This window comes from Prevotella sp. AM23-5 (assembly GCF_003473645.1).
Classification (GTDB): Bacteria; Bacteroidota; Bacteroidia; order Bacteroidales; family Bacteroidaceae; genus Prevotella; species Prevotella copri_A.
The window spans coordinates 1-20,077 of the sequence record NZ_QUCG01000050.1 but is presented as its reverse complement, the minus strand read 5'-3'; the positions used below and the strand labels follow the sequence as shown (position 1 = coordinate 20,077).

The following is a 20,077-nucleotide window of genomic DNA, read 5'->3' as shown; positions in this document are numbered from 1 at the left end:
TTCTCCTTATGCTGGGAGCTTTTGCCCTTTCAGGGCGTATTGCTTGCAATATTCTCCTTATGCTGGGAGCTTGTTAGTTGGCTCCTCACGCCCTGAAAGGGCAGAAGCTCCTAGCCCAGGGCAACGCCCTGGGTTGTTTGGATGCAAGCCTTTCGCCCTGTAAGGGCAAAAGCTTTGACATTATCTCAGGTCGATGACTTCTGCTCCTGGGAATTCCTTGCTGTTGAAGACGAAGGAATTGTTGGAAATACCCTTTGCCTTGAAACCGGAGATATCGATGGTACTCCAGGTAGAGCCCTGGCGCATCTTTACCTGCGATGGCACGTGGGTGTTCTTGTTGATGGTGATATACATCTCTGCCACGGTACGCTTCTGGTTGTTGGCTACGAGATGCACCTGATAGTTGCTGCCCACAGTCTTGAGGGTGCTCTTATATCCTGTCTTGTAGATGTGGATGAAGGTATAAGGATTCATCGACATCTGCTTGGCCTGGGTAGGGTTGCTCACGTTCACCTCGTTGGTCTTCTTCATATAGGTCCACTGGGTCTTGCCGTTATACCATACGATGGCTTCCGGTGTGCGTGCATTAAACTTGTTGCCCTTGATGGTGATGGTACCGCTTGCCGAGCCGTACTTAGGACTAGACAGCTTGAAGTTGGCGGTAGCACCCTTCTTGTTGCCGATGACGGCAGCGGTCTTGTCGAGCACCTGCTGGGCGGTCTGCGCCATAGTGCCCAGGCTCATCATCGCTGCGAAAGCGATAGCTAAAATCTTTTTCATATCCTTACTGTTTATTGTATTATAACTAAACCTAAAAGCTTTTGCCCTTTCAGGGCGTATTGGTTCTTCGTTCATTAACCCAGGGTGTTGCCCTGGGCTAGGAGCTTTTGCCCTTTCAGGGCGTTTGGAGCGAATGTTGTCTTTTGCCCTTTATCTTTCCCTTCGGCCGGTGACGACCGTTGGTTCTGGGCTCTCTTATGAATTTCTTAATTGCATCAGCAATGTATTGAGCTGGTTCTCATCCTGCAGGAGTACCTCTCTTGGCTTACTGCCCTGAGCGGCTCCCACGATGCCTGCTGCCTCAAGCTGATCCATCAGTCTGCCGGCACGGTTGTAGCCGATGCTGAAACGGCGCTGAATCATACTGGTGCTGCCCTGCTGCGAGAGAACGATGGCATGGGCTGCCTCCTCGAAATATGGATCCAGGTTGCGGGTATCTACGCTGCCGTTGCCTCCTACGCCGCCATCTTCGCTGGCTGGCTCTGGGAGTTCCATCGGTTCGATAGGACCAGGCTGGTTGCAGATGTATTCGTTGATGCGCTCAATCTCTGGTGTATCTACGAAGGCGCACTGTACACGCACCGGTTCGTTGCCGTTGAGATAGAGCATATCACCACGACCGATGAGCTGGTTGGCTCCCGTTCTGTCAAGGATGGTCTTGGAGTCGATGGCCGAAGTTACCTTGAAGGCGATACGTCCAGGGAAGTTCGCCTTGATGTTACCGGTGATGATGCTGGTGGTAGGACGCTGGGTAGCGATGATCATGTGGATACCCACGGCACGTGCCAGCTGGGCGATGCGGGCGATAGGAAGCTCCACCTCCTTGCCGGCTGTCATGATCAAATCTCCAAACTCATCGATAATTACCACGATGTATGGCATAAATTCGTGACCATCAGTCAGTTTCAGTCTGTGGTTCACGTATTTCTGATTATACTCCTTGATGTTTCTGGCTCCCGCCTTCTTCAGCAGGTCGTAGCGGCTGTCCATCAGCACGCAGAGGCTGTTCAGCGTTCTCACCACCTTGGTTACATCGGTGATGATAGGCTCCTCCTCATCCGGAACGGCAGCCATAAACTTGTTGGTGATGCGTGAATATACGCTGAACTCCACCTTCTTAGGGTCGATGAGCACCAGCTTCAGCTCGTTAGGATGCTTCTTGTAGAGCAGGGAAGTGATGATGGCGTTGAGACCAACAGACTTACCCTGACCGGTAGCACCGGCAACGAGCAGGTGAGGAATCTTCGCCAGATCCACCATGAACACCTCGTTGGTGATGGTCTTACCCAGCGCGATAGGCAGCTCCATCTTGGTTTCCTGGAACTTCTTGGAGTTCAGGATGCTCTCCATGCTCACGATGTTTGCCTTGGCATTAGGCACCTCGATACCGATGGTTCCCTTGCCAGGGATAGGAGCGATGATACGGATACCCAGGGCAGCGAGGCTCAGGGCGATATCATCCTCCAGGTTCTTGATCTTGGAGATGCGCACACCCTCAGCAGGCTGAATCTCGTAGAGAGTGATGGTAGGACCCACGGTGGCACGGATGGTCTTGATCTGTACGCCGAAGTTGCCCAGCACCTCGATGATTCGGTTCTTGTTGGCCTTCTGCTCCTCTTCGTCGATAGACACCTCCTGGTCGTCGTATTTCTTCAGCAGGTTGAGGGTAGGGTACTTGTATCTTGTGAACGGCTCCTTCGGATTGATAGGCGTATTGAGCACCTCGGCATTGCTTACAGTGTTGCTGGTAGCCTTCTCCTCTCCGGTAGCCACAGAGATATCCATTCCGATATGAGCCGAAGCGGCAGCGGCTGCAGCCATCTCCTGGCGCTCTCTTTCTGCGCGCTGTGCTCTGAGCTCACGCTGCTGCTGAATCTGGCTCGGAGCAGCTACGTTCTTGTCGGCATCAGCCTGCTGGCTGTCATCGGCTGCGGCAGCATCGAGGTCGATTGGCGAGGCTGCCTTCTCATCCTCATCTTTCTGCTCCTCAGCCATCTGCTGCAGAGAACTTTCCTCGTTCTGGTCTGCCATCTGGTTTTTGGATGTCTCCTGAGCCTGAGAAGTCTCGGAGTTCTCGTCCGTCTCATCCTCCTCATCCTGCACCGTACCCTGGGCAGCATTCCGGTAAGCTTCATCGATGGCATCATCCTCCTCCTGCTTCTCCTTATGGTTGGTAATCTCGAATTTCACCTTATTAGATATATAGCCGATAGGGTTGAGTGCCTTTCTCACGATGGTGATGGTCTCGGTGGTGATATAGGTGAGGAATGCGATCGCCACGAAGAGAAGGATGGCGGTGAGTCCCGGAGGACCGATGACATTCTCCAAGGTCTGGACCACAAACATTCCGTGCTTTCCGCCCGGATTGAAGATGAGACTACCGAAGATAGGGGTGAGGAACTTGGCGAAGGTGACGGATGACCAGATCATCACCACCATCATGCAGAAGAACCACTTCCAGAGATTCACACGATAGACATTCATCAGCTGGAAACCCACCATCACCACGAAGCAGGGAATCAGGAAGGCAGGGAAACCGAAGTTCACCGCCATCAGCCAATAGGAGAGGATGGCTCCCATGGATCCGCAGTAGTTCTGGAACTGCTGCTGGGTGTTGGTCCATTCTCCGGGCTGCAGATTCTCCAGCAAGCTCTGGTCGGCAGCGCCCGTACTGAGGAATGAAATCATCGCCAGTATCATGACGACAGCAACTACGAGCAAGGCGAGTCCGAGGAAGAAATCGGTAATCGTATTGTTGAAAATATATTGTAAACCAATGGCTTCGCTAAATGATTTAGTTTTGCCTGATGTTCTTTTCTTTGCCATTTTTCTATTTCTTTTTAATATTTAACTGCAAAATTAGCAAAAAAGATTGAGAAACGCTCCTTTTTTTCGGGATTTTTTGCTAATTTTGCAACTTGTAATGAATAAATAGCAGTAATGAAGATAATTTTCACTAGTTTCGAAAAGAAAACTATCAATAGCCTGCCTCGAATTCTCTTTCCTGGCAATATGATAGTGATAGATAAGGCTGAAGATACAGATGCCGCTGTAGAATATCTCCTGGGACAGGATATTCTGGGTGTGGATACGGAGACACGACCAAGTTTCTCCAAGGGTATGCACTTCCAGGTATCACTGCTGCAGGTGAGTACCCGCGATACCTGCTATCTCTTCCGCCTGCATCTCACGGGTATGACACCAGCCATCATCCGATTCCTGGAGGATAAAAAGGTGCCAAAAGTGGGATTGTCTTGGCATGATGACCTCTTGCAGTTGCATCGCAGATGCGATTTCAAGTCGGGATATTTCATCGAGTTGCAGGATGTGGCTAAGAAATTCGGCATCAAGGATATGAGCTTGCAGAAAATCTACGCCAACCTCTTCCATCAGAAAATCAGCAAGGCACAGCGACTCAGCAACTGGGAATCCCAGGAGCTCAGAGAGGCTCAGTGCAGATATGCCGCCACGGACGCATGGTGCTGCATTCATATCTACGAGGAGTTCAACCGTCTCAGCAAGGCTGACGATTACGAACTGGTAGAATTCTAGGTTGATGTATTCGATTTTTCGTAAAAGAGAGAATTGATAGAACTTAAAAGATTATATAATATAATAATGTATAAGAACGTATATTTAAAGAAAGGAAAAGAAGAATCTCTCAAGAGATTCCATCCATGGATATTCTCCGGCGCTATCCAGCGCATGGACAATGATATAGAGGAAGGTGAAACCGTAAGGGTGTTCACTTCTGCCGGCGACTTCATCGCCATCGGTCACTATCAGATCGGTTCCATCGCCGTGAGAGTGCTCTCCTTCAGCGATGTGGATATCGACAACGAGTTCTGGTGCGCCCGACTGGAGTCGGCTTACAAGATGCGTCTGGCGGTAGGTATCGCCGGCAATCCAGACAACAATACCTATCGACTGGTGCATGGCGAGGGAGACAACCTGCCGGGTCTCGTTATCGACTGCTATGGTCCTACTGCCGTGATGCAGGCTCACAGTGTGGGTATGCACGTATGCCGTATGGAGATTGCCAAGGCGCTGAAGCAGGTGATGGGCGACGAGCTGCAGAACATCTACTACAAGAGCGAGACCACCCTGCCATACAAGGCAGACCTGCGCCAGGAGAATGGCTTTATCCTGGGTGGCGATGCCGATGACGTGGCTGTGGAGAACGGATTGAAGTTCCATATCGACTGGCTGCGCGGTCAGAAGACCGGTTTCTTCGTAGATCAGCGTGAGAACCGCTCCCTGCTCGAGCATTACGCCAAGGGCAAGAGCGTGCTCAACATGTTCTGCTATACCGGCGGGTTCTCAGTCTATGCCATGCGCGGCAATGCCAAGGCGGTTCACTCCGTAGACAGCAGCGCCAAGGCGATCGAGCTGACCAATGAGAACATCGCTCTCAACTTCCCTGGCGACCCACGCCACGAGGCATTCTGCGAGGATGCGTTCAAGTATCTGGATGAGCACGACCAGCAGTATGATCTCATCATCCTCGATCCTCCTGCCTTTGCCAAGCACCGTGCAGCGCTGCGCAATGCGCTGAAGGGATATACCCGCCTGAATGTAAAGGGCTTGCAGAGAATCAAGAAGGGTGGAATCCTCTTCACCTTCAGCTGCTCTCAGGTGGTTACCAAGGATAATTTCCGCAACGCTGTGTTTACTGCAGCAGCCCAGGCAGGAAGAAAGGTTCGCATCCTGCACCAGTTGCATCAGCCAGCCGATCATCCTATCAACATCTATCATCCTGAAGGCGAATACCTGAAGGGACTCGTGCTTTATGTGGAGTAAGCTCTGACAGCGTAAAAAGAGTAAAATCTCTATATCAAAGTATATACGATGAAGAATGTAGAGTAAAAATACAATGAAGAAATTTTCAATCATGATATGTCTGGTTTCAGCACTTCTGCTGGGAATGGCCAGTTGCGGCGATTCACAGCAGAAGCGACTGCGACTGAGCAAACAGGAGAAGGCCCGACTCGACAGCATCGACCGGGCTTCGCTCAAGGTAGGTGTGATGCCTACGCTCGATTGCCTTCCGGTATATCTTGCTTACGAGGACAGCATCTTCCTGAAGCAGGGAGTAACGGTACATCTCTATCGCTACAATGCGCAGATGGACTGCGATACAGCCATCGCCCGAAAGAGGGTAGAGGGTACGGTGACCGACCTGGTGAGAGCTGCCCGCCTGCAGAAGCAGGGTACACAGCTCTTCTATCCTGTCTCTACCAATCTGTACTGGCAGCTTATCACCAACCGCAAGGCGCGTATCTCGGAGCTGAAGCAGCTGTCAGACAAGATGATAGCCATGACCCGTCATTCTGCCACCGATTATCTCTCTACGCTTGTCATCGACAGCGTGAAGACCAAGTATGACGTATATCGCGTGCAGATCAACGACCTGAACATCCGTCTGCGCATGCTCCTCAACAATGAGATGGATGCCGCCTGGATGCCGGAGCCTTACGCCACACAGGCAAGAATGGCTAAGCATGTGGCACTGGCGGATAGTAGAGACAAGAACCTCCAGTTGGGAGTGATTGCCTTCCGCAGCAAACTGAAGACGGAACCTCGAAGAAAAAATCAAATCGACAGATTCGTGAAAGCTTACGACATCGCTGTAGATAGCATCAATAAGAATGGCGTACAACACTATGCCGCTTTACTGACCAAGTATTATGGTATTGATGCCCAAACCGTTAGCAATCTGCCAAAATTAAAGTACAGTCACGCTATGGAGCCTCGCCAGCGAGATCTCAAGGTGGCAGATATTAACAATTAAACAACTACAATTATGTCAGAAGAAGTAAATTTGTCAGAAGAGTCTAGTAGCCAAGAAGAAGAAGTTTTGGATCAGGATTTTTTGTTGGAGAAGGTAGATGAAATGCGTGATTTGATTCATCAGCAGCGTTTCGCCGAATGCAAGCCAATGCTTGTAGCAATTTTTGAAAACTGTCCGAACCATAAGCAGTATATGCGCCGTCTGATGCATGGTTTGCTGACAACCGTTCTCGCCAACATGAGTCTCTTGCAGCGCAAGAAGTTGCCAGATGATATGCTTGGCATTCTCAAGCAGTATGTCAAACCATCAGAGGAGCTTGATATCCCGGAAATGACACCCGAGGCTAGAACGAAGTTCGTCTTTGGCGCTGTTTCTGAGCTTGACCAGCTTCTGGTAGATATCGAGATGGATATCCGTTCAGAACAGGGTATTTTCAAGGATTTGAAAAAGCAGGGCGAGGCGATAGATATCAAAGTGGTGAAGTCAACCCTCGAGAAATTCGTTTCCCGAGAGGCGATGCTTTTCCTGAACCACGACCTCTCGAAGGAGGAGCAGGACCAGGCTTCAGCCCGTCTGTATCAGGAGTGGGAAGAGTATCGCGAAAAGATTTTCGGCAGATTTGTCTCTTCTGGATATTGGAACGATGAGGAACGTGCTGCTGTCAAAGATACCATCCTTTCGCCTACAGTTGATTCCTTGACCTCTCAGCTGCTGGTGAGTGCCATCACGCTCTCTGCCGCCACTGTCTTTGATATGGGTAAATTCACTTTGCTCTACGATATCTACCGCCTGGCAGATGACGATGAGGTGAAGGTGCGTGCCCTCCTGGGATGGCTGCTGGTTTCTACGAATTGCGGCTGCTACGAACAGCAGCCTGACTTCCGTAGCTTTGCCGAGCAGTTGACCGAGGATTGCAAGAATGATTCAGACTTGCTTGCCGAAATCATAAAAGCCCAGAAGATGCTTGCCGTGACTGTATTCAGCGAGCAGAAGTCTATCGACTATACCAATGACATCATGGCATCGCTGTCAAAACGTTTCCTCGGCGACCTGAAGGATAAGGTAGCCAATTTGCTGGACGCTGATGAAGATATGAGAAATCTCTTCGGAATCGATGAAGACGAGGAAACTTCGGAAGAGGAGAGTCCTATCCGTTCTGTCGATATCAATACCGACGAGGATGGGGTCGATAATCTCAACGTGGATGTGGATAGCCCGCTCTCTATGGATGAAATGATGGATAAGGGTATTGACATCCTCTTGCCGCAGTTTAAGATGTTACGAGACCAGACTGATTTCTTTACTCATCTGTACAATTGGTTCATGCCTTTCTATCTGAAGAATCCTCATGTAACCGAGGCTCTCGGATTCGTAGATGAGAAGAGAAAGTTCTGCAAGGCTTTCTGTTCTACTGCAAGATCTTGTCCTGCCGATGCCTATTCCCTGGCAAACCTGATCATCTCTCATCCTAATGAGATACCGGAGAATATTGTTGACTGTTACGATGACCCTGAGGATGAGGGAGATGGCAGCGAGCCTGCAGATGAGGAAGAGATTGTTAATGAATTTTTTAAAGAGCCTGGAGAGCATCGTGCAAAGCGTATCCGTATCAACTACATCCGCAACCTCCTGCGCTTTTCCAAGTTTTATAAAGAGAAGGATGAACTCTTCACTATCCTCGACGAGCTGGATGATGACAAACCTGTCTATGCTGTCTTGGCGGGTCCTCTTTTCCAGGATGAATTCTTCGATAAGTACCGCATGGCTATAGCCCGCTATTCCTTCCGCCGCGAGTTCCCCGACCTGGTTGAAGTGATGCTGGAAGGTGTACCATGCGACACGCTGGAGATGCATTTCATGAAGGGATGGGTATGTATGCAGAAGGGAGACGATCATAGTCTCCGCATGGCTGTCGATCACTTCAAGAAGATGCTGAAGATAAAGCCTGACATGAAGCAGGTATATCTCCAGCTGGGCATCTGCTATCGTAATCTCATCCAGGTGGATGAGTATCTGGAGAATTTCGACAAGCTGATGGAGTTCAAGGATTCATTCTCAGAAGAGGAACTCTTCGAGTTGAAACTGGATAAACTGAAGTTCATCGTCATGAATAACAGATTTGAAGAGGCGATGCCGCTGGCTTACGAGCTGGATTATACCCACCCGGAGAATCAGATGGCGGGAGCCTTGCTCACACAGCTGCTTATCAAGATAGGTGGCGAACATGCGGAAGAGAACTTCCAGAAGGCTCATCAGCGCCTGGATGAATATTTCGCCGAAGCGAACGAGCTTTTCGGTAGTTTCGAGAAAATGAAAAAAGAGGGTAAAGATACGAAGAATATGATGATGCAGGCGATGGATCTCTTCTTCAAGATGATGAAGAATGATAAGGCTGCCGAAGCGTACAACAACTATTCGCTTGGTCTCCTGGCATTGATAGAACATCAGCCGAAAAAGGCTATGGGACCTTTCTTCAGGGCTTATGCCTATTATGTGGAAAAGGATGAGAATGTATTCTTTGAAGCCCTTAAGGAAGACTATAAATGGTTGAAGAACTATGGATGTTCTTACACTGATTTGATGATTATCTATAATCAGATAGTGGCTGAGCACCAGCAATCGCAAGAAGAAATAAAGAAGTATGCCGATAAATCAGAATAGAAATAACAATAACAAGACACAGATAGATACCAACTACGCCCACCTGCAACCGCAGGCGGTGGAGTTGGAGAAGGTGGTTCTGGGTGCATTGATGATTGATACCGATGCTTTTTCGGTAGTATCCGAGATGCTGAAACCCGAAACCTTTTATGATCCGAGACATCAGAAAATCTACGAGGCGATTCAGACCATGAATATGGAGGAGCGCCCCGTAGATATCATGACCGTTACGGATGAACTTACCAAGATGGGCGCCATCGAGAAGATTGGTGGAGCCGGTTACCTGATGGAGATTTCCTCGCAGGTGGCTTCGGCTGCCCACATCGAGTACCATGCCCGAATCCTGGCGCAGAAATATCTGCAGCGACAGCTCATCCATTATGCCGGCGACATCGAGACCCAGGCGTATGATGAGGGTGTGGATGTGGACGAACTCATGCAGCATGCCGAGGGTGAACTTTTCCAGCTCTCTCAGGGTAATATGAAGCAGGATTACACCCAGATTGATCCGGTGATCAAGGATGCCGTGGATATCCTGCAGCGTGCCGCCCAGAACAAGGGCGGACTCACGGGTATTCCTACCGGTTACCAGCAGATGGATGATATGACTTCCGGATGGCAGCCTTCCGACCTGGTGATCATCGCCGGACGTCCTGCCATGGGTAAGACTTCCTTCGCGCTGAGTATCGCCAAGAATGTTGCGGTGGATCACGGGGTGCCTATCGGATTTTTCTCGCTTGAAATGAACAACGTTCAGCTGGTCAACCGTCTTATCTCGAATGTCTGCGAGATTTCGGGTAAGAAGATCCTGAACGGTCAGTTGGATCCAAGCGAGTGGGAGCGACTGGACAAGAAGATCCGTTCTCTCACGGGTGCACCTATTTATATAGATGATACTCCGGGCCTCTCCGTCTTCGAGTTGAGAACCAAGGCGCGCCGACTGGTGAGAGAGAAGGGAGTGAAGCTGTTGATGATCGACTACCTCCAGCTGATGAATGCCAACGGAATGAAGTTCGGTAGCCGTCAGGAAGAGGTTTCCACCATCTCTCGTTCCCTCAAGGGACTTGCCAAGGAGTTGAATATCCCGGTACTCGCCCTCTCTCAGCTCTCGCGTAACGTAGAAAACCGTGAGGGTCTCGAAGGAAAGCGACCTCAGTTGAGCGACCTCCGTGAATCCGGAGCCATTGAGCAGGATGCCGATATGGTACTCTTCGTTCATCGTCCGGAATACTATCACATCTATCAGGATGAAAAGGGAAACGATCTTCATGGTATGGCGCAGATCATCATCGCCAAGCACCGTAAGGGTGCTACCGGAGATGTACTCCTGAACTTCCGTGGCGAGTTCACCCGCTTCCAGGATCCTACCGATTCCTATACTCCAGTACAGGAGGGTGGTGAAATCATGGGTTCCAAGATGAACAGTGGGGCTTCTGATGGAATGATTGCCAGCGGTGCCATTCCACCTCCGCCTATGACAGGACCTGACGGTCCGTTACCTTTCTAGTTGAAAAGAGAATAATTTCGTACCAGAACGTTCTTTTTCTGAATAATCTGGCATAAAAACGGCACATTTCTCTAGATTTTGGGTGAAAAATAGGTGAAAAATGGCAATTTGATAGATTTTCTATTAAAAAAGTTATAAATTGTTTGCGTATATCAGAGAAAATGATTACCTTTGCCAGCGATAAATATATAACGTATAAAAATAGAAAAATATGAGAGCATTAGCGTTGAATATTACAAGCATTATTATTATTCGACTTCGACTGCAGCATGTAGGCGGAAGTGATAAGGTGTGCGTATAGTTCAGCGGTTTGGATATATTAAGCCTTTCTACACTTCCGTATATGGGAGTGAGAAAGGCTTTTTTAATTCCCAGCTCTTTACGCCCTTGCCAAAAGTAAGGGCGCAATGTTGCCCCTATAAGGGCAAAAGCTTTAATTAATAAGAGAAATAAAAATATTTAAGAGATATGAGTGACAGATTATTTATTTTCGACACAACCCTTCGTGATGGCGAACAGGTTCCAGGATGCCAGTTGAATACCGTAGAGAAGATTCAGGTAGCTAAGGCTCTGGAGCAGTTGGGCGTTGATGTCATTGAGGCTGGATTCCCAATTTCAAGCCCGGGTGACTTCAATTCCGTAGTAGAGATTTCCAAGGCTGTAACATGGCCTACCATCTGTGCGCTGACCCGTGCGGTGGAAAAGGATATCGATTGTGCTGCCGAGGCGTTGCAGTATGCTAAGCATAAGAGAATTCATACGGGTATCGGTACCAGTGATAGCCATATCAAATATAAGTTCAATTCCAACCGCGAGGAGATCATCGAGCGTGCCGTGGCTGCTGTCAAGTATGCCAAGAAGTATGTAGAGGATGTAGAGTTCTACGCTGAGGACGCTGGTCGTACCGACAATGAGTATCTGGCTCGCGTGGTAGAGGCTGTCATCAAGGCAGGTGCTACCGTAGTTAACATTCCTGACACCACCGGCTATTGCTTGCCGGATGAGTATGGTGCCAAGATTAAGTATCTGATGGATCACGTTGACGGCATCGAGAATGCATGCATCTCTACCCACTGTCACAACGATCTCGGTATGGCTACTGCCAATACCCTGCAGGGTGTATTGAATGGCGCTCGCCAGGTGGAGGTGACCATGAATGGTATCGGCGAGCGTGCTGGTAATACTTCGCTCGAGGAAATCGCCATGATTCTGAAGTGCCACAAGAACATCAATATTGATACCAACATCAATACCACCAAGATTGTTCCGATGTCTCGTATGGTGAGCAGCCTGATGAACATGCCTGTTCAGCCTAACAAGGCGATTGTGGGCCGCAATGCCTTCGCTCATTCTTCTGGTATCCATCAGGATGGCGTGCTGAAGAATGTCCAGACTTACGAAATCATCGACCCTAAGGATGTGGGTTTGGATGATAATGCTATCGTTTTGACAGCCCGCTCGGGTCGTGCTGCCTTGAAGTATCGCCTCCACGTAAACGGCGTGAACATCGAGGACGAGGAGAAGCTCGACAAGATCTACAAGAAATTCCTCCAGTTGGCTGACAAGAAGAAGGAAGTTACCGACGAGGATGTATTGATGCTCGCTGGTGCTGATTCTGCCGATAAGCATGGCGTACAGCTCGACTGGTTGCAGGTAACTACCGGCAAGGGCGTGAAGAGCGTGGCAAGCATCGGCTTGAACATTGCTGGTCAGAAGTTCGAGGCTGCTTCATCAGGCAATGGTCCGGTAGATGCTGCCATCCGTGCCCTCAAGAAGGTCATCACCAAGGAGATGAACCTCAAGGAGTTCACTATCCAGGCGATTGACAAGGGCTCAGACGATGTGGGTAAGGTTCACATGCAGGTGGAGTACGATGGTCATGTATATTATGGCTTCGGCGCAGATACCGATATCGTGACAGCTTCTGTTGAGGCTTACATCGACTGTATCAACAAGTTTAAGGTAAGATAAAATTAATTCAGATAAATATATAACAAACAGGATATTATGAATACATTATTCGACAAGATTTGGGACAAGCACGTTGTCCAGATTGTAGAAGATGGCCCTACACAGCTTTACATCGACCGTCTCTACTGTCACGAAGTAACATCACCTCAGGCATTCGCTGGTATGCGAGCACGCGGACTCAAGATGTTCCGTCCAGACCAGATTTTCTGTATGCCTGACCACAATACTCCTACCCACGATCAGGATAAGCCAATCGAGGATCCTATCTCAAAGAAGCAGGTAGATACCTTGGCAAAGAACACCGCTGATTTCGGCGTAACTCACTTTGCCATGAACACCAAGGACAATGGTATTATCCACGTGGTTGGTCCTGAGAAGGGTCTTTCTCTTCCTGGTATGACCATCGTCTGCGGCGACTCTCATACTTCTACCCATGGTGCTATGGGTGCCGTAGCCTTCGGTATCGGTACTTCTGAGGTTGAGATGGTGATGGCTTCACAGTGTATTCTCCAGAGCAAGCCAAAGTCTATGCGCATCAGCATCAATGGCAAGCTCGGCAAGGGTGTTACCGCCAAGGATGTAGCTCTTTATCTGATGAGCCAGCTCACTACTTCTGGTGCCACCGGTTACTTCGTTGAGTACAGTGGCGATGTAGTGAAGGATATGTCAATGGAAGGTCGTCTCACCCTTTGCAACCTCTCTATCGAGATGGGTGCCCGTGGTGGTTTCGTAGCTCCTGATGAGACCACATTCGAGTATATCAAGGGCCGTGAATATGCACCTAAGGGTGAAGAGTGGGACAAGGCTGTGGCTTACTGGAAGACCTTGAAGAGTGGCGATGATGCTGTATTCGACAAGGAGTTGACTTTCGAGGCAAAGGATATCGAACCACGTATCACCTACGGTACCAACCCAGGTATGGGTATCGGCATTACCGAAAGCATCCCAACGCTCGATGTGATTCCAGAGGAAGAGCAGGCTGGTTTCAAGAAGAGCCTCAACTACATGGGCTTCCAGCCAGGCGAGAAACTCGAGGGTCATCCTATCGATTATGTATTCCTGGGCGCATGCACTAACGGTCGTATTGAAGACTTCCGTGCCTTTGCTTCATTGGTTAAAGGAAAGAAGAAGGCTGATGGTGTAACAGCTTGGCTTGTACCAGGTTCTTGGTTGGTTGATAAACAAATACGTGAAGAGGGAATTGATAAGATTGTTGAGGCTGCCGGCTTCGAAATCCGTCAGCCAGGATGCTCTGCCTGCCTGGCAATGAACGATGATAAGATTCCTGCAGGCAAGTACTCTGTAAGTACATCCAACCGTAACTTCGAGGGTCGTCAGGGACCAGGTTCCCGCACCATCCTTGCCAGCCCATACGTAGCAGCAGCTGCCGCTATCACTGGTAAGATTACCGACCCAAGAGAGTTCATGTAATGTTAAGTGTTCAACGTAAAACGAAAAACTGAAATGAAACAGAAATTCAATGTAATTACATCAAGCTGCATTCCTCTTCCATTGGAGAATGTAGATACAGACCAGATCATACCAGCCCGTTTCCTCAAGGCTATCGACAAGGAGGGTATGGGCGACAACCTCTTCCGCGACTGGCGCTACAATGCCGACGGAACTCCAAAGCCAGACTTCGTGATGAATGACCCTTCCTACAGTGGTGTCATCCTCGTAGCAGGCAAGAACTTCGGTTCTGGCTCTTCCCGTGAGCACGCAGCCTGGGCTATCGCAGGTGCAGGTTTCCGTGTAGTTATCAGCTCTTTCTTCGCTGATATCCACAAGAACAACGAGTTGAATAACCTCGTATTGCCAGTAGTGGTAAGCGAGGAATTCCTGAAGGAACTCTTCGAGAGCATCGACAAGGATCACAAGACAGAGGTAAAGGTAGATCTTCCTAACCAGACAGTCACCAATCTTGCTACCGGCAAGAGCGAGCACTTCGAAATCAACGGCTACAAGAAGCACTGTCTGGAGAACGGTTTGGACGATGTGGATTTCCTCGTTCAGAACCGTGACAAGGTAGAGGCTTGGGAAGCTAAAAACAAGTAATCAAGTAATTATGAACGTTAACGCAAAGAGAGATAATTCCCGCATCAAGGAGATTGAGATCATGGACTGCACGCTGCGCGACGGCGAGCAGACCAATGGTGTCAGTTTCCTTCCTCACGAGAAATTGATGATAGCAAGAATGCTGTTGCACGACATCAATGTTGATCGCATTGAGGTGGCTTCAGCACGTGTGTCGGAAGGCGAAAAGGATGCTGTCGCTCGTATTTGCCGTTATGCCAAGACCATAGGTAAACTGGATTCCGTTGAGGTATTGGGATTCGTGGATAACAACAAGAGTGTGGATTGGATTGCCGAATGCGGCGGTCATGTCATCAACCTCTTGGCGAAGGGTAGCTATAAGCACTGCACCCAGCAGCTCAAGATGTCGCCTGAGGAGCATCTCGCTCACATCAAGCAGACCATCGATTATGCTTTGAGCAAAGGTTTCACCGTAAATCTCTATCTGGAGGACTGGTCGAGCGGTATGCGCGACAGCCGTGACTATCTCTTCATGATGATGGACGAGCTGGTGAAGTTGCCTATCAAGCGCTTCCTGCTTCCTGATACATTGGGTATCCTGAACCCATTGCAGTGTGTGGAGTATATGCGTCAGATGGTTCGCCGTTATCCGAACTCTCACTTCGACTTCCATGCCCATAATGACTACGATTTGGCGGTGAGCAACTCGCTGGCTGCCGTATTGAGTGGCGCCAAGGGTCTTCACGTTACCGTGAATGGTTTGGGCGAACGCTGCGGCAATGCGCCATTGGCGAGCGTACAGGTGATTCTGAAGGATATGTTTGGGGCAAAGACCAATATCAAGGAAGATCGCCTGAACGATATTTCCCGATTGGTTGAAGGATACAGCGGCATCGCCGTGGCTCCGAATACACCGGTAGTGGGCGATAACGTCTTCACCCAGGTGGCTGGTGTGCATGCCGATGGCGACAACAAGGACAAGCTTTATTGTAACGACCTGGTGCCTGAGCGTTTCGGCAGACATCGTGAGTATGCACTGGGCAAGAATTCCGGTAAGGCGAATATCATACAGAACCTTAACGAACTGGGCTTGGAGTTGACGCCGGAGCAGACCAAGGCTGTGACCAAGCGAATCACCGAACTCGGCGACCGCAAGGAGCTGGTAACCCAGGACGACCTGCCATACATCGTGAGCGATGTGCTGAAGCATAGCACACCTGAGGATAAGGTAAAACTGGTCAGTTACATGGTGTCCACTTCTTATGGTTTGAAGCCTATCGCCAGCGTGAAGGTAGAAATAGAGGGTAAGGAGTATGAAGACCGTAGCTCTGGTGATGGTCAGTATGATGCCTTCGTCAAGGCGCTTCGCAACATCTACAAGGTGAAGCTCGGCAAGACCTTCCCTACGCTCGACAATTATCAGGTAACCATTCCACCTGGTGGCCGTACCGATGCCCTCGTTCAGACCGTCATTACCTGGCGTGAAGGCGACCGCATCTGGCGCACCCGAGGCTTGGATGCCGACCAGACGGAGGCTGCTATCAAGGCAACGCTCAAGATGCTCAATATGTATGAGGCAGATAAGAGTGACGAACAGCCGGCATCGCCTCGAAATTTAGATATGGAATAAAAACAATTAAAAAATCAGATAAGATGAAATTAAACATTGCAGTTCTCGCCGGTGATGGTATCGGACCAGAGATTATGAAGCAGGGCGTAGCAGTTATGCAGGCCATTGCAGAAAAATTCAACCACGAGTTTACTTACAATGAGGCTATCTGCGGCGCTCACGCTATCGACGAGGTAGGTGATCCATTCCCAGAGGAGACCTTCAAGACTTGTATGGATGCTGACGCAGTGCTCTTCGCAGCCGTTGGTGACCCACGTTTTGACAACAACCCTACAGCCAAGGTTCGTCCTGAGCAGGGCTTGCTCGCTATGCGTAAGAAGTTGGGCCTCTTCGCCAATGTTCGCCCAGTGGCTACATTCGATTGCCTGCTCCACAAGTCACCATTGAAGGATGAGCTCTTGAAGGGTGCTGACTTCGTAGTCATCCGCGAGTTGACTGGTGGTATGTACTTCGGTGAGAAGTATCAGGATAACGACAAGGCATACGATACAGATATCTACACCCGTCCTGAGATTGAGCGCATCCTGAAGGTAGCTTTCGAGTTTGCCATGAAGCGCAACAAGCACTTGACAGTAGTAGATAAGGCAAACGTATTGGCATCTTCTCGTCTCTGGCGTCAGATTGCCAAGGAGATGGAGCCACAGTATCCTGAGGTGAACACCGACTATATGTTCATCGACAATGCGTCTATGCGTGTGTTGACAGAGCCTACTTTCTTCGATGTCATCGTTACAGAGAACACCTTCGGTGATATCCTTACCGATGAGACCTCTTGCATCACCGGCTCTATGGGCTTGCAGCCATCTAGCTCTTTGGGCGAGCACACCCCATTGTTCGAGCCTGTTCATGGTTCATGGCCACAGGCAGCTGGCAAGAACCTGGCTAACCCTGTAGCTCAGATTCTTTCTGCAGCCATGTTGCTCGAGCACTTCGGTTTGAACGAGGAAGGTGCCTTGATTCGTAAGGCTGTAGATGCATCTCTCGATGCCAATGTCCGCACTCCTGAGATTCAGGTTGAGGGTGGTGCTCACTATGGCACAACAGAGGTTGGCGAGTGGATCGTTAACTGGATCAAGAATGCTTAATCTAGATTGATTTTTAGAAGTATTCTTACAAGATAGAATTTTGATTTGAATAGCCTTAAGGGAAAGATTATTTTTCCTTAAGGCTATATATTTTTTCCCTTAAGGGAATTTATTTTTTTCCTTAAGGATAAATATCGTATCGCTAAAACCCGGAAAAACAAGGAGTTTTGCTTCTGTTTATTTTATTTTGAAAATTCTAAACATCTTTTATCTTTCCTTTTTTGGTTGATTGCATAACTATTTGTATTTTTGCAGCATGAAAAAGAAAAGTATCATATTATATATAGGTTGTTTGCTGGCTACACCTCTGTTTGCTCAGCAAAACAATTTGACGGCTGATTCTAAGGTTGATGATGTAGCATTGCGTGATTCTAAGGCTCAGAACAAGGCGCTGCGAGATTCCCTGGCGGCAGCTACTAGTGTGCTTGCCTATCATCCTGACAGCATCGATCTGCGCCTGAAGAAGGCGGCATGGAATATCCAGCTGGAACAGTGGAGTTATGCCAAGGATGACCTGGATAAGGTGTTGTTCCTCAACAATACCAATATCGCAGGTCTTTTCTACCGTGCATTCGTTAACGAAAAGCTTCTGCGCTATAACTTTGCCCGTCTTGATTATCAGAACCTTCTGGTTCTGGTGCCTGGTAACTTCCAGGCACAGCTCGGTCTGGCGTTGCTGAATGAGAAGGACAAGCACTATACAGAGGCGTATGATGGCATCAACAATCTGATAGAGCAATATCCGGATAGTGCAACGGCTTATGCAGCACGTGGCGGTATGGAGAAGGAGCGTGGTCAACTGGAACTTGCCGAGTATGATTACGCCAAGGCAATTTCCCTCGATGAGGATAATGCAGATTACCGCATCAACCGCATCGATCTCCTCATTATGCTCAACAGAAAGTTGGATGCCTATCGCGAACTGGAAGCCTTGCAGAAGAAGGGCGTTGCGCCTGGTCGTCTGCAAGACTTCTACCGCAGATTGCGTCGCAAGAAATAATCATTGATGAGCTGTGCTACCCGGATGACTTCCTCGTCTCTCATCGTAGAGTTGCAGGGAAGGCTCAACTCCTGGCAGGCGATGTTCTGGGTAATCGGCAGTTGATAATGTCGAAGCTCAGGATATCCCAGTTGCTCATTGGGTGGAATAGGGTAGTGTATCGCAGTTTCTACAGATTCATCCATCAGAAACTCCCTCAGCCTCAACCTTTCTTCGGTCATGAAAGGGAAGATATGGAGTACATTGCTGAATGGATCTTCCAGTAATCTCTTCGGAATGCAGCGTTCCACGATGTCTGGGTGTAGATAATCCATATAGAGCATCGCCTTCCTGCATCTGGCGATATGCTCATCGTGGGGATGTCTCAGCTTTACATCGAGCACAGCTGCCTGAATCTCATCCATTCTGGAGTTGATACCCCGATATTCAAAATCAAATCTGCTGGTTCTTCCATAATCGTGGAGGGCTCGGATAGCCTCTGCCAGCTCTTCGTCATCGGTTGTCACGGCACCCGCATCGCCCAATGCCCCCAGGTTCTTGCTTGGGTAGAAACTGTGGGCGGCGGCATCTCCGAGAGCACCCGTGTGGCAGATGCTTTTCTGGATGGCATAATTACTGATGATATCTATCTGGTCCTGATAGGTGATATTCTCGTCTATCTGATTTTGATGGGTGATATTCTCGTCTTCTTGATTCAGCTTTCTTCTGATAGCCTCTCGCGCAGAGCTGTTGACGTATCCGCATCCGAAAGCCTGTGCGTTGTCTTCGAATATCAGCAGATCGTTCTCCTTGCAGATCTCCTGGATTCTTTCCGTCCAGGATAACTTGCCGTAGAGATGTACCAGCATAATGCCTTTGGTTTTATAGGAGATGTTGCTCTCTATGAGGTTCTCGTCGATTTGCAGTGTCTCTGGGTTGGGTTCTACGAGGATAGGAACCAGTCCCACGCTTGTGATGGAAAGAATGGTGGCAATATAGGTGTTGGCTGGCACCAGAATCTCATCACCCTGGTGGAGCTTGCCAATAGCCATTTCTCCCATCAGAATCAGTTTGAGAGCATCCAGTCCGTTACCGCAGGAAATGCAGTACTCGGTGCCGATGAAAGTGGCATAATTCTTCTCAAACTGCTTCACGCATCTTCCCTGTAAGTACCATCCGCTACTTACTACCTGGTTGATTTCCTTTTTGATCTCTTCTTCGTATGGGGCATTGATGCCCTTCAGGTCAAGATATTTGATGGTTTTCTTCTCGTTTTCTGTTTCCATTTCCTTTATTTTTGATGAATAGTAAGAAGCAGGGAATGCTCGGTGCTGTCAATTATGCTGCTTTTACAAGCTTCCCGCAGAATCAGAGCCTGATTAGGACGGGTGAGCCTGATGGTTCCTTCTTCCATAATCTGTATGGTGATTTCACCTGCCAGTGCAATCAGCATCATAGAACAATGTTCAAGTTCCATAGGGGCATCGGAATGAATGATGCCGATATGCTTCCATTCCACCTTTTTTATTTCGAAGGGGATATGGCTGCTTTCCTCGGCAACGGTAAGACAGCCGCGAGGATCATATATCTTGGGAAGTTCTATGATTTCTATTTTCTTCATTGTATATTGTTTTTTTTT

General features: G+C 48.9%; 15 protein-coding genes. 11 read left to right on the top strand and 4 right to left on the bottom strand.

The window, feature by feature from the left end; translation table 11 throughout:
- Nucleotides 1-180: 180 nt before the first annotated feature.
- Nucleotides 181-780 carry a LolA-like putative outer membrane lipoprotein chaperone gene (locus tag DW657_RS12115; protein WP_118312701.1) on the bottom strand — a complete coding sequence of 200 codons (600 nt, stop codon included), beginning with the start codon at nucleotides 778-780 and terminating at the stop codon, nucleotides 181-183.
- Nucleotides 781-975: 195 nt separating this feature from the next.
- Nucleotides 976-3,606 (bottom strand): DNA translocase FtsK, encoded by a 2,631-nt coding sequence (locus DW657_RS12110; RefSeq protein ID WP_118312700.1) that lies wholly within the window; start codon nucleotides 3,604-3,606, stop codon nucleotides 976-978.
- 186 nt (nucleotides 3,607-3,792) lie between these two features.
- On the opposite strand from DW657_RS12110, the gene DW657_RS12105 reads away from it, so the two are divergent.
- The 11 genes from DW657_RS12105 (at nucleotide 3,793) to DW657_RS12055 (ending at nucleotide 18,459) form a co-directional block, all read left to right on the top strand.
- On the top strand, nucleotides 3,793-4,332 hold the full coding sequence (locus tag DW657_RS12105) for a 3'-5' exonuclease (RefSeq protein WP_233546955.1): 540 nt from the start codon (nucleotides 3,793-3,795) through the stop codon (nucleotides 4,330-4,332).
- Between the two features lie 66 nt (nucleotides 4,333-4,398).
- Nucleotides 4,399-5,580, top strand: coding sequence for a class I SAM-dependent rRNA methyltransferase (locus DW657_RS12100; RefSeq protein ID WP_089542494.1), 1,182 nt, complete (start codon nucleotides 4,399-4,401; stop codon nucleotides 5,578-5,580).
- 73 nt (nucleotides 5,581-5,653) lie between these two features.
- Nucleotides 5,654-6,571, top strand: coding sequence for an ABC transporter substrate-binding protein (locus DW657_RS12095; protein WP_118312698.1), 918 nt, complete (start codon nucleotides 5,654-5,656; stop codon nucleotides 6,569-6,571).
- Nucleotides 6,572-6,583: 12 nt separating this feature from the next.
- Nucleotides 6,584-9,232, top strand: a complete 2,649-nt coding sequence (locus DW657_RS12090; protein WP_118312697.1) for a lipopolysaccharide assembly protein LapB — start codon at nucleotides 6,584-6,586, stop codon at nucleotides 9,230-9,232.
- Nucleotides 9,213-10,739, top strand: coding sequence for a replicative DNA helicase (dnaB, locus tag DW657_RS12085; RefSeq protein ID WP_118312696.1), 1,527 nt, complete (start codon nucleotides 9,213-9,215; stop codon nucleotides 10,737-10,739). The genes DW657_RS12090 and dnaB overlap by 20 nt, the downstream gene beginning before the upstream one ends.
- Before the next feature lie 468 nt (nucleotides 10,740-11,207).
- Nucleotides 11,208-12,710: a 2-isopropylmalate synthase gene (locus tag DW657_RS12080; RefSeq protein WP_118312695.1), complete on the top strand. Its 1,503-nt coding sequence runs from the start codon at nucleotides 11,208-11,210 to the stop codon at nucleotides 12,708-12,710.
- Between the two features lie 36 nt (nucleotides 12,711-12,746).
- Nucleotides 12,747-14,141: a 3-isopropylmalate dehydratase large subunit gene (gene leuC, locus DW657_RS12075; protein WP_118312694.1), complete on the top strand. Its 1,395-nt coding sequence runs from the start codon at nucleotides 12,747-12,749 to the stop codon at nucleotides 14,139-14,141.
- A 33-nt stretch (nucleotides 14,142-14,174) separates the two neighbouring features.
- Complete coding sequence (gene leuD, locus DW657_RS12070) at nucleotides 14,175-14,765, top strand: 3-isopropylmalate dehydratase small subunit (protein ID WP_006846819.1); 591 nt, start codon at nucleotides 14,175-14,177, stop codon at nucleotides 14,763-14,765.
- A gap of 10 nt (nucleotides 14,766-14,775) precedes the next feature.
- Nucleotides 14,776-16,374: an alpha-isopropylmalate synthase regulatory domain-containing protein gene (locus tag DW657_RS12065; RefSeq protein WP_118312693.1), complete on the top strand. Its 1,599-nt coding sequence runs from the start codon at nucleotides 14,776-14,778 to the stop codon at nucleotides 16,372-16,374.
- A 23-nt stretch (nucleotides 16,375-16,397) separates the two neighbouring features.
- Complete coding sequence (leuB, locus tag DW657_RS12060; protein ID WP_089542501.1) at nucleotides 16,398-17,459, top strand: 3-isopropylmalate dehydrogenase; 1,062 nt, start codon at nucleotides 16,398-16,400, stop codon at nucleotides 17,457-17,459.
- Nucleotides 17,460-17,715: 256 nt separating this feature from the next.
- On the top strand, nucleotides 17,716-18,459 hold the full coding sequence (locus DW657_RS12055; RefSeq protein ID WP_118312692.1) for a hypothetical protein: 744 nt from the start codon (nucleotides 17,716-17,718) through the stop codon (nucleotides 18,457-18,459).
- On the opposite strand, the gene DW657_RS12050 is transcribed toward DW657_RS12055, so the two are convergent.
- Entirely contained in the window at nucleotides 18,432-19,724 is a 1,293-nt protein-coding gene (locus DW657_RS12050; protein WP_118312691.1) for a DegT/DnrJ/EryC1/StrS aminotransferase family protein, read from the bottom strand. The two genes, DW657_RS12055 and DW657_RS12050, sit on opposite strands and share 28 nt — an antisense overlap.
- 5 nt (nucleotides 19,725-19,729) lie before the next feature.
- Nucleotides 19,730-20,059, bottom strand: coding sequence for a WxcM-like domain-containing protein (locus DW657_RS12045; RefSeq protein WP_147381934.1), 330 nt, complete (start codon nucleotides 20,057-20,059; stop codon nucleotides 19,730-19,732).
- Nucleotides 20,060-20,077 lie beyond the last annotated feature (18 nt).

What these genes read in the sequence shown, in the direction of transcription:
- DW657_RS12115 (WP_118312701.1), bottom strand. Translation starts at nt 780, where the DNA reads ATGAAAAAGATTTTAGCTATCGCTTTCGCAGCGATGATGAGCCTGGGC.
- DW657_RS12110 (WP_118312700.1), bottom strand. Translation starts at nt 3,606, where the DNA reads ATGGCAAAGAAAAGAACATCAGGCAAAACTAAATCATTTAGCGAAGCC.
- DW657_RS12105 (WP_233546955.1), top strand. Translation starts at nt 3,793, where the DNA reads ATGATAGTGATAGATAAGGCTGAAGATACAGATGCCGCTGTAGAATAT.
- DW657_RS12100 (WP_089542494.1), top strand. Translation starts at nt 4,399, where the DNA reads ATGTATAAGAACGTATATTTAAAGAAAGGAAAAGAAGAATCTCTCAAG.
- DW657_RS12095 (WP_118312698.1), top strand. Translation starts at nt 5,654, where the DNA reads ATGAAGAAATTTTCAATCATGATATGTCTGGTTTCAGCACTTCTGCTG.
- DW657_RS12090 (WP_118312697.1), top strand. Translation starts at nt 6,584, where the DNA reads ATGTCAGAAGAAGTAAATTTGTCAGAAGAGTCTAGTAGCCAAGAAGAA.
- dnaB (WP_118312696.1), top strand. Translation starts at nt 9,213, where the DNA reads ATGCCGATAAATCAGAATAGAAATAACAATAACAAGACACAGATAGAT.
- DW657_RS12080 (WP_118312695.1), top strand. Translation starts at nt 11,208, where the DNA reads ATGAGTGACAGATTATTTATTTTCGACACAACCCTTCGTGATGGCGAA.
- leuC (WP_118312694.1), top strand. Translation starts at nt 12,747, where the DNA reads ATGAATACATTATTCGACAAGATTTGGGACAAGCACGTTGTCCAGATT.
- leuD (WP_006846819.1), top strand. Translation starts at nt 14,175, where the DNA reads ATGAAACAGAAATTCAATGTAATTACATCAAGCTGCATTCCTCTTCCA.
- DW657_RS12065 (WP_118312693.1), top strand. Translation starts at nt 14,776, where the DNA reads ATGAACGTTAACGCAAAGAGAGATAATTCCCGCATCAAGGAGATTGAG.
- leuB (WP_089542501.1), top strand. Translation starts at nt 16,398, where the DNA reads ATGAAATTAAACATTGCAGTTCTCGCCGGTGATGGTATCGGACCAGAG.
- DW657_RS12055 (WP_118312692.1), top strand. Translation starts at nt 17,716, where the DNA reads ATGAAAAAGAAAAGTATCATATTATATATAGGTTGTTTGCTGGCTACA.
- DW657_RS12050 (WP_118312691.1), bottom strand. Translation starts at nt 19,724, where the DNA reads ATGGAAACAGAAAACGAGAAGAAAACCATCAAATATCTTGACCTGAAG.
- DW657_RS12045 (WP_147381934.1), bottom strand. Translation starts at nt 20,059, where the DNA reads ATGAAGAAAATAGAAATCATAGAACTTCCCAAGATATATGATCCTCGC.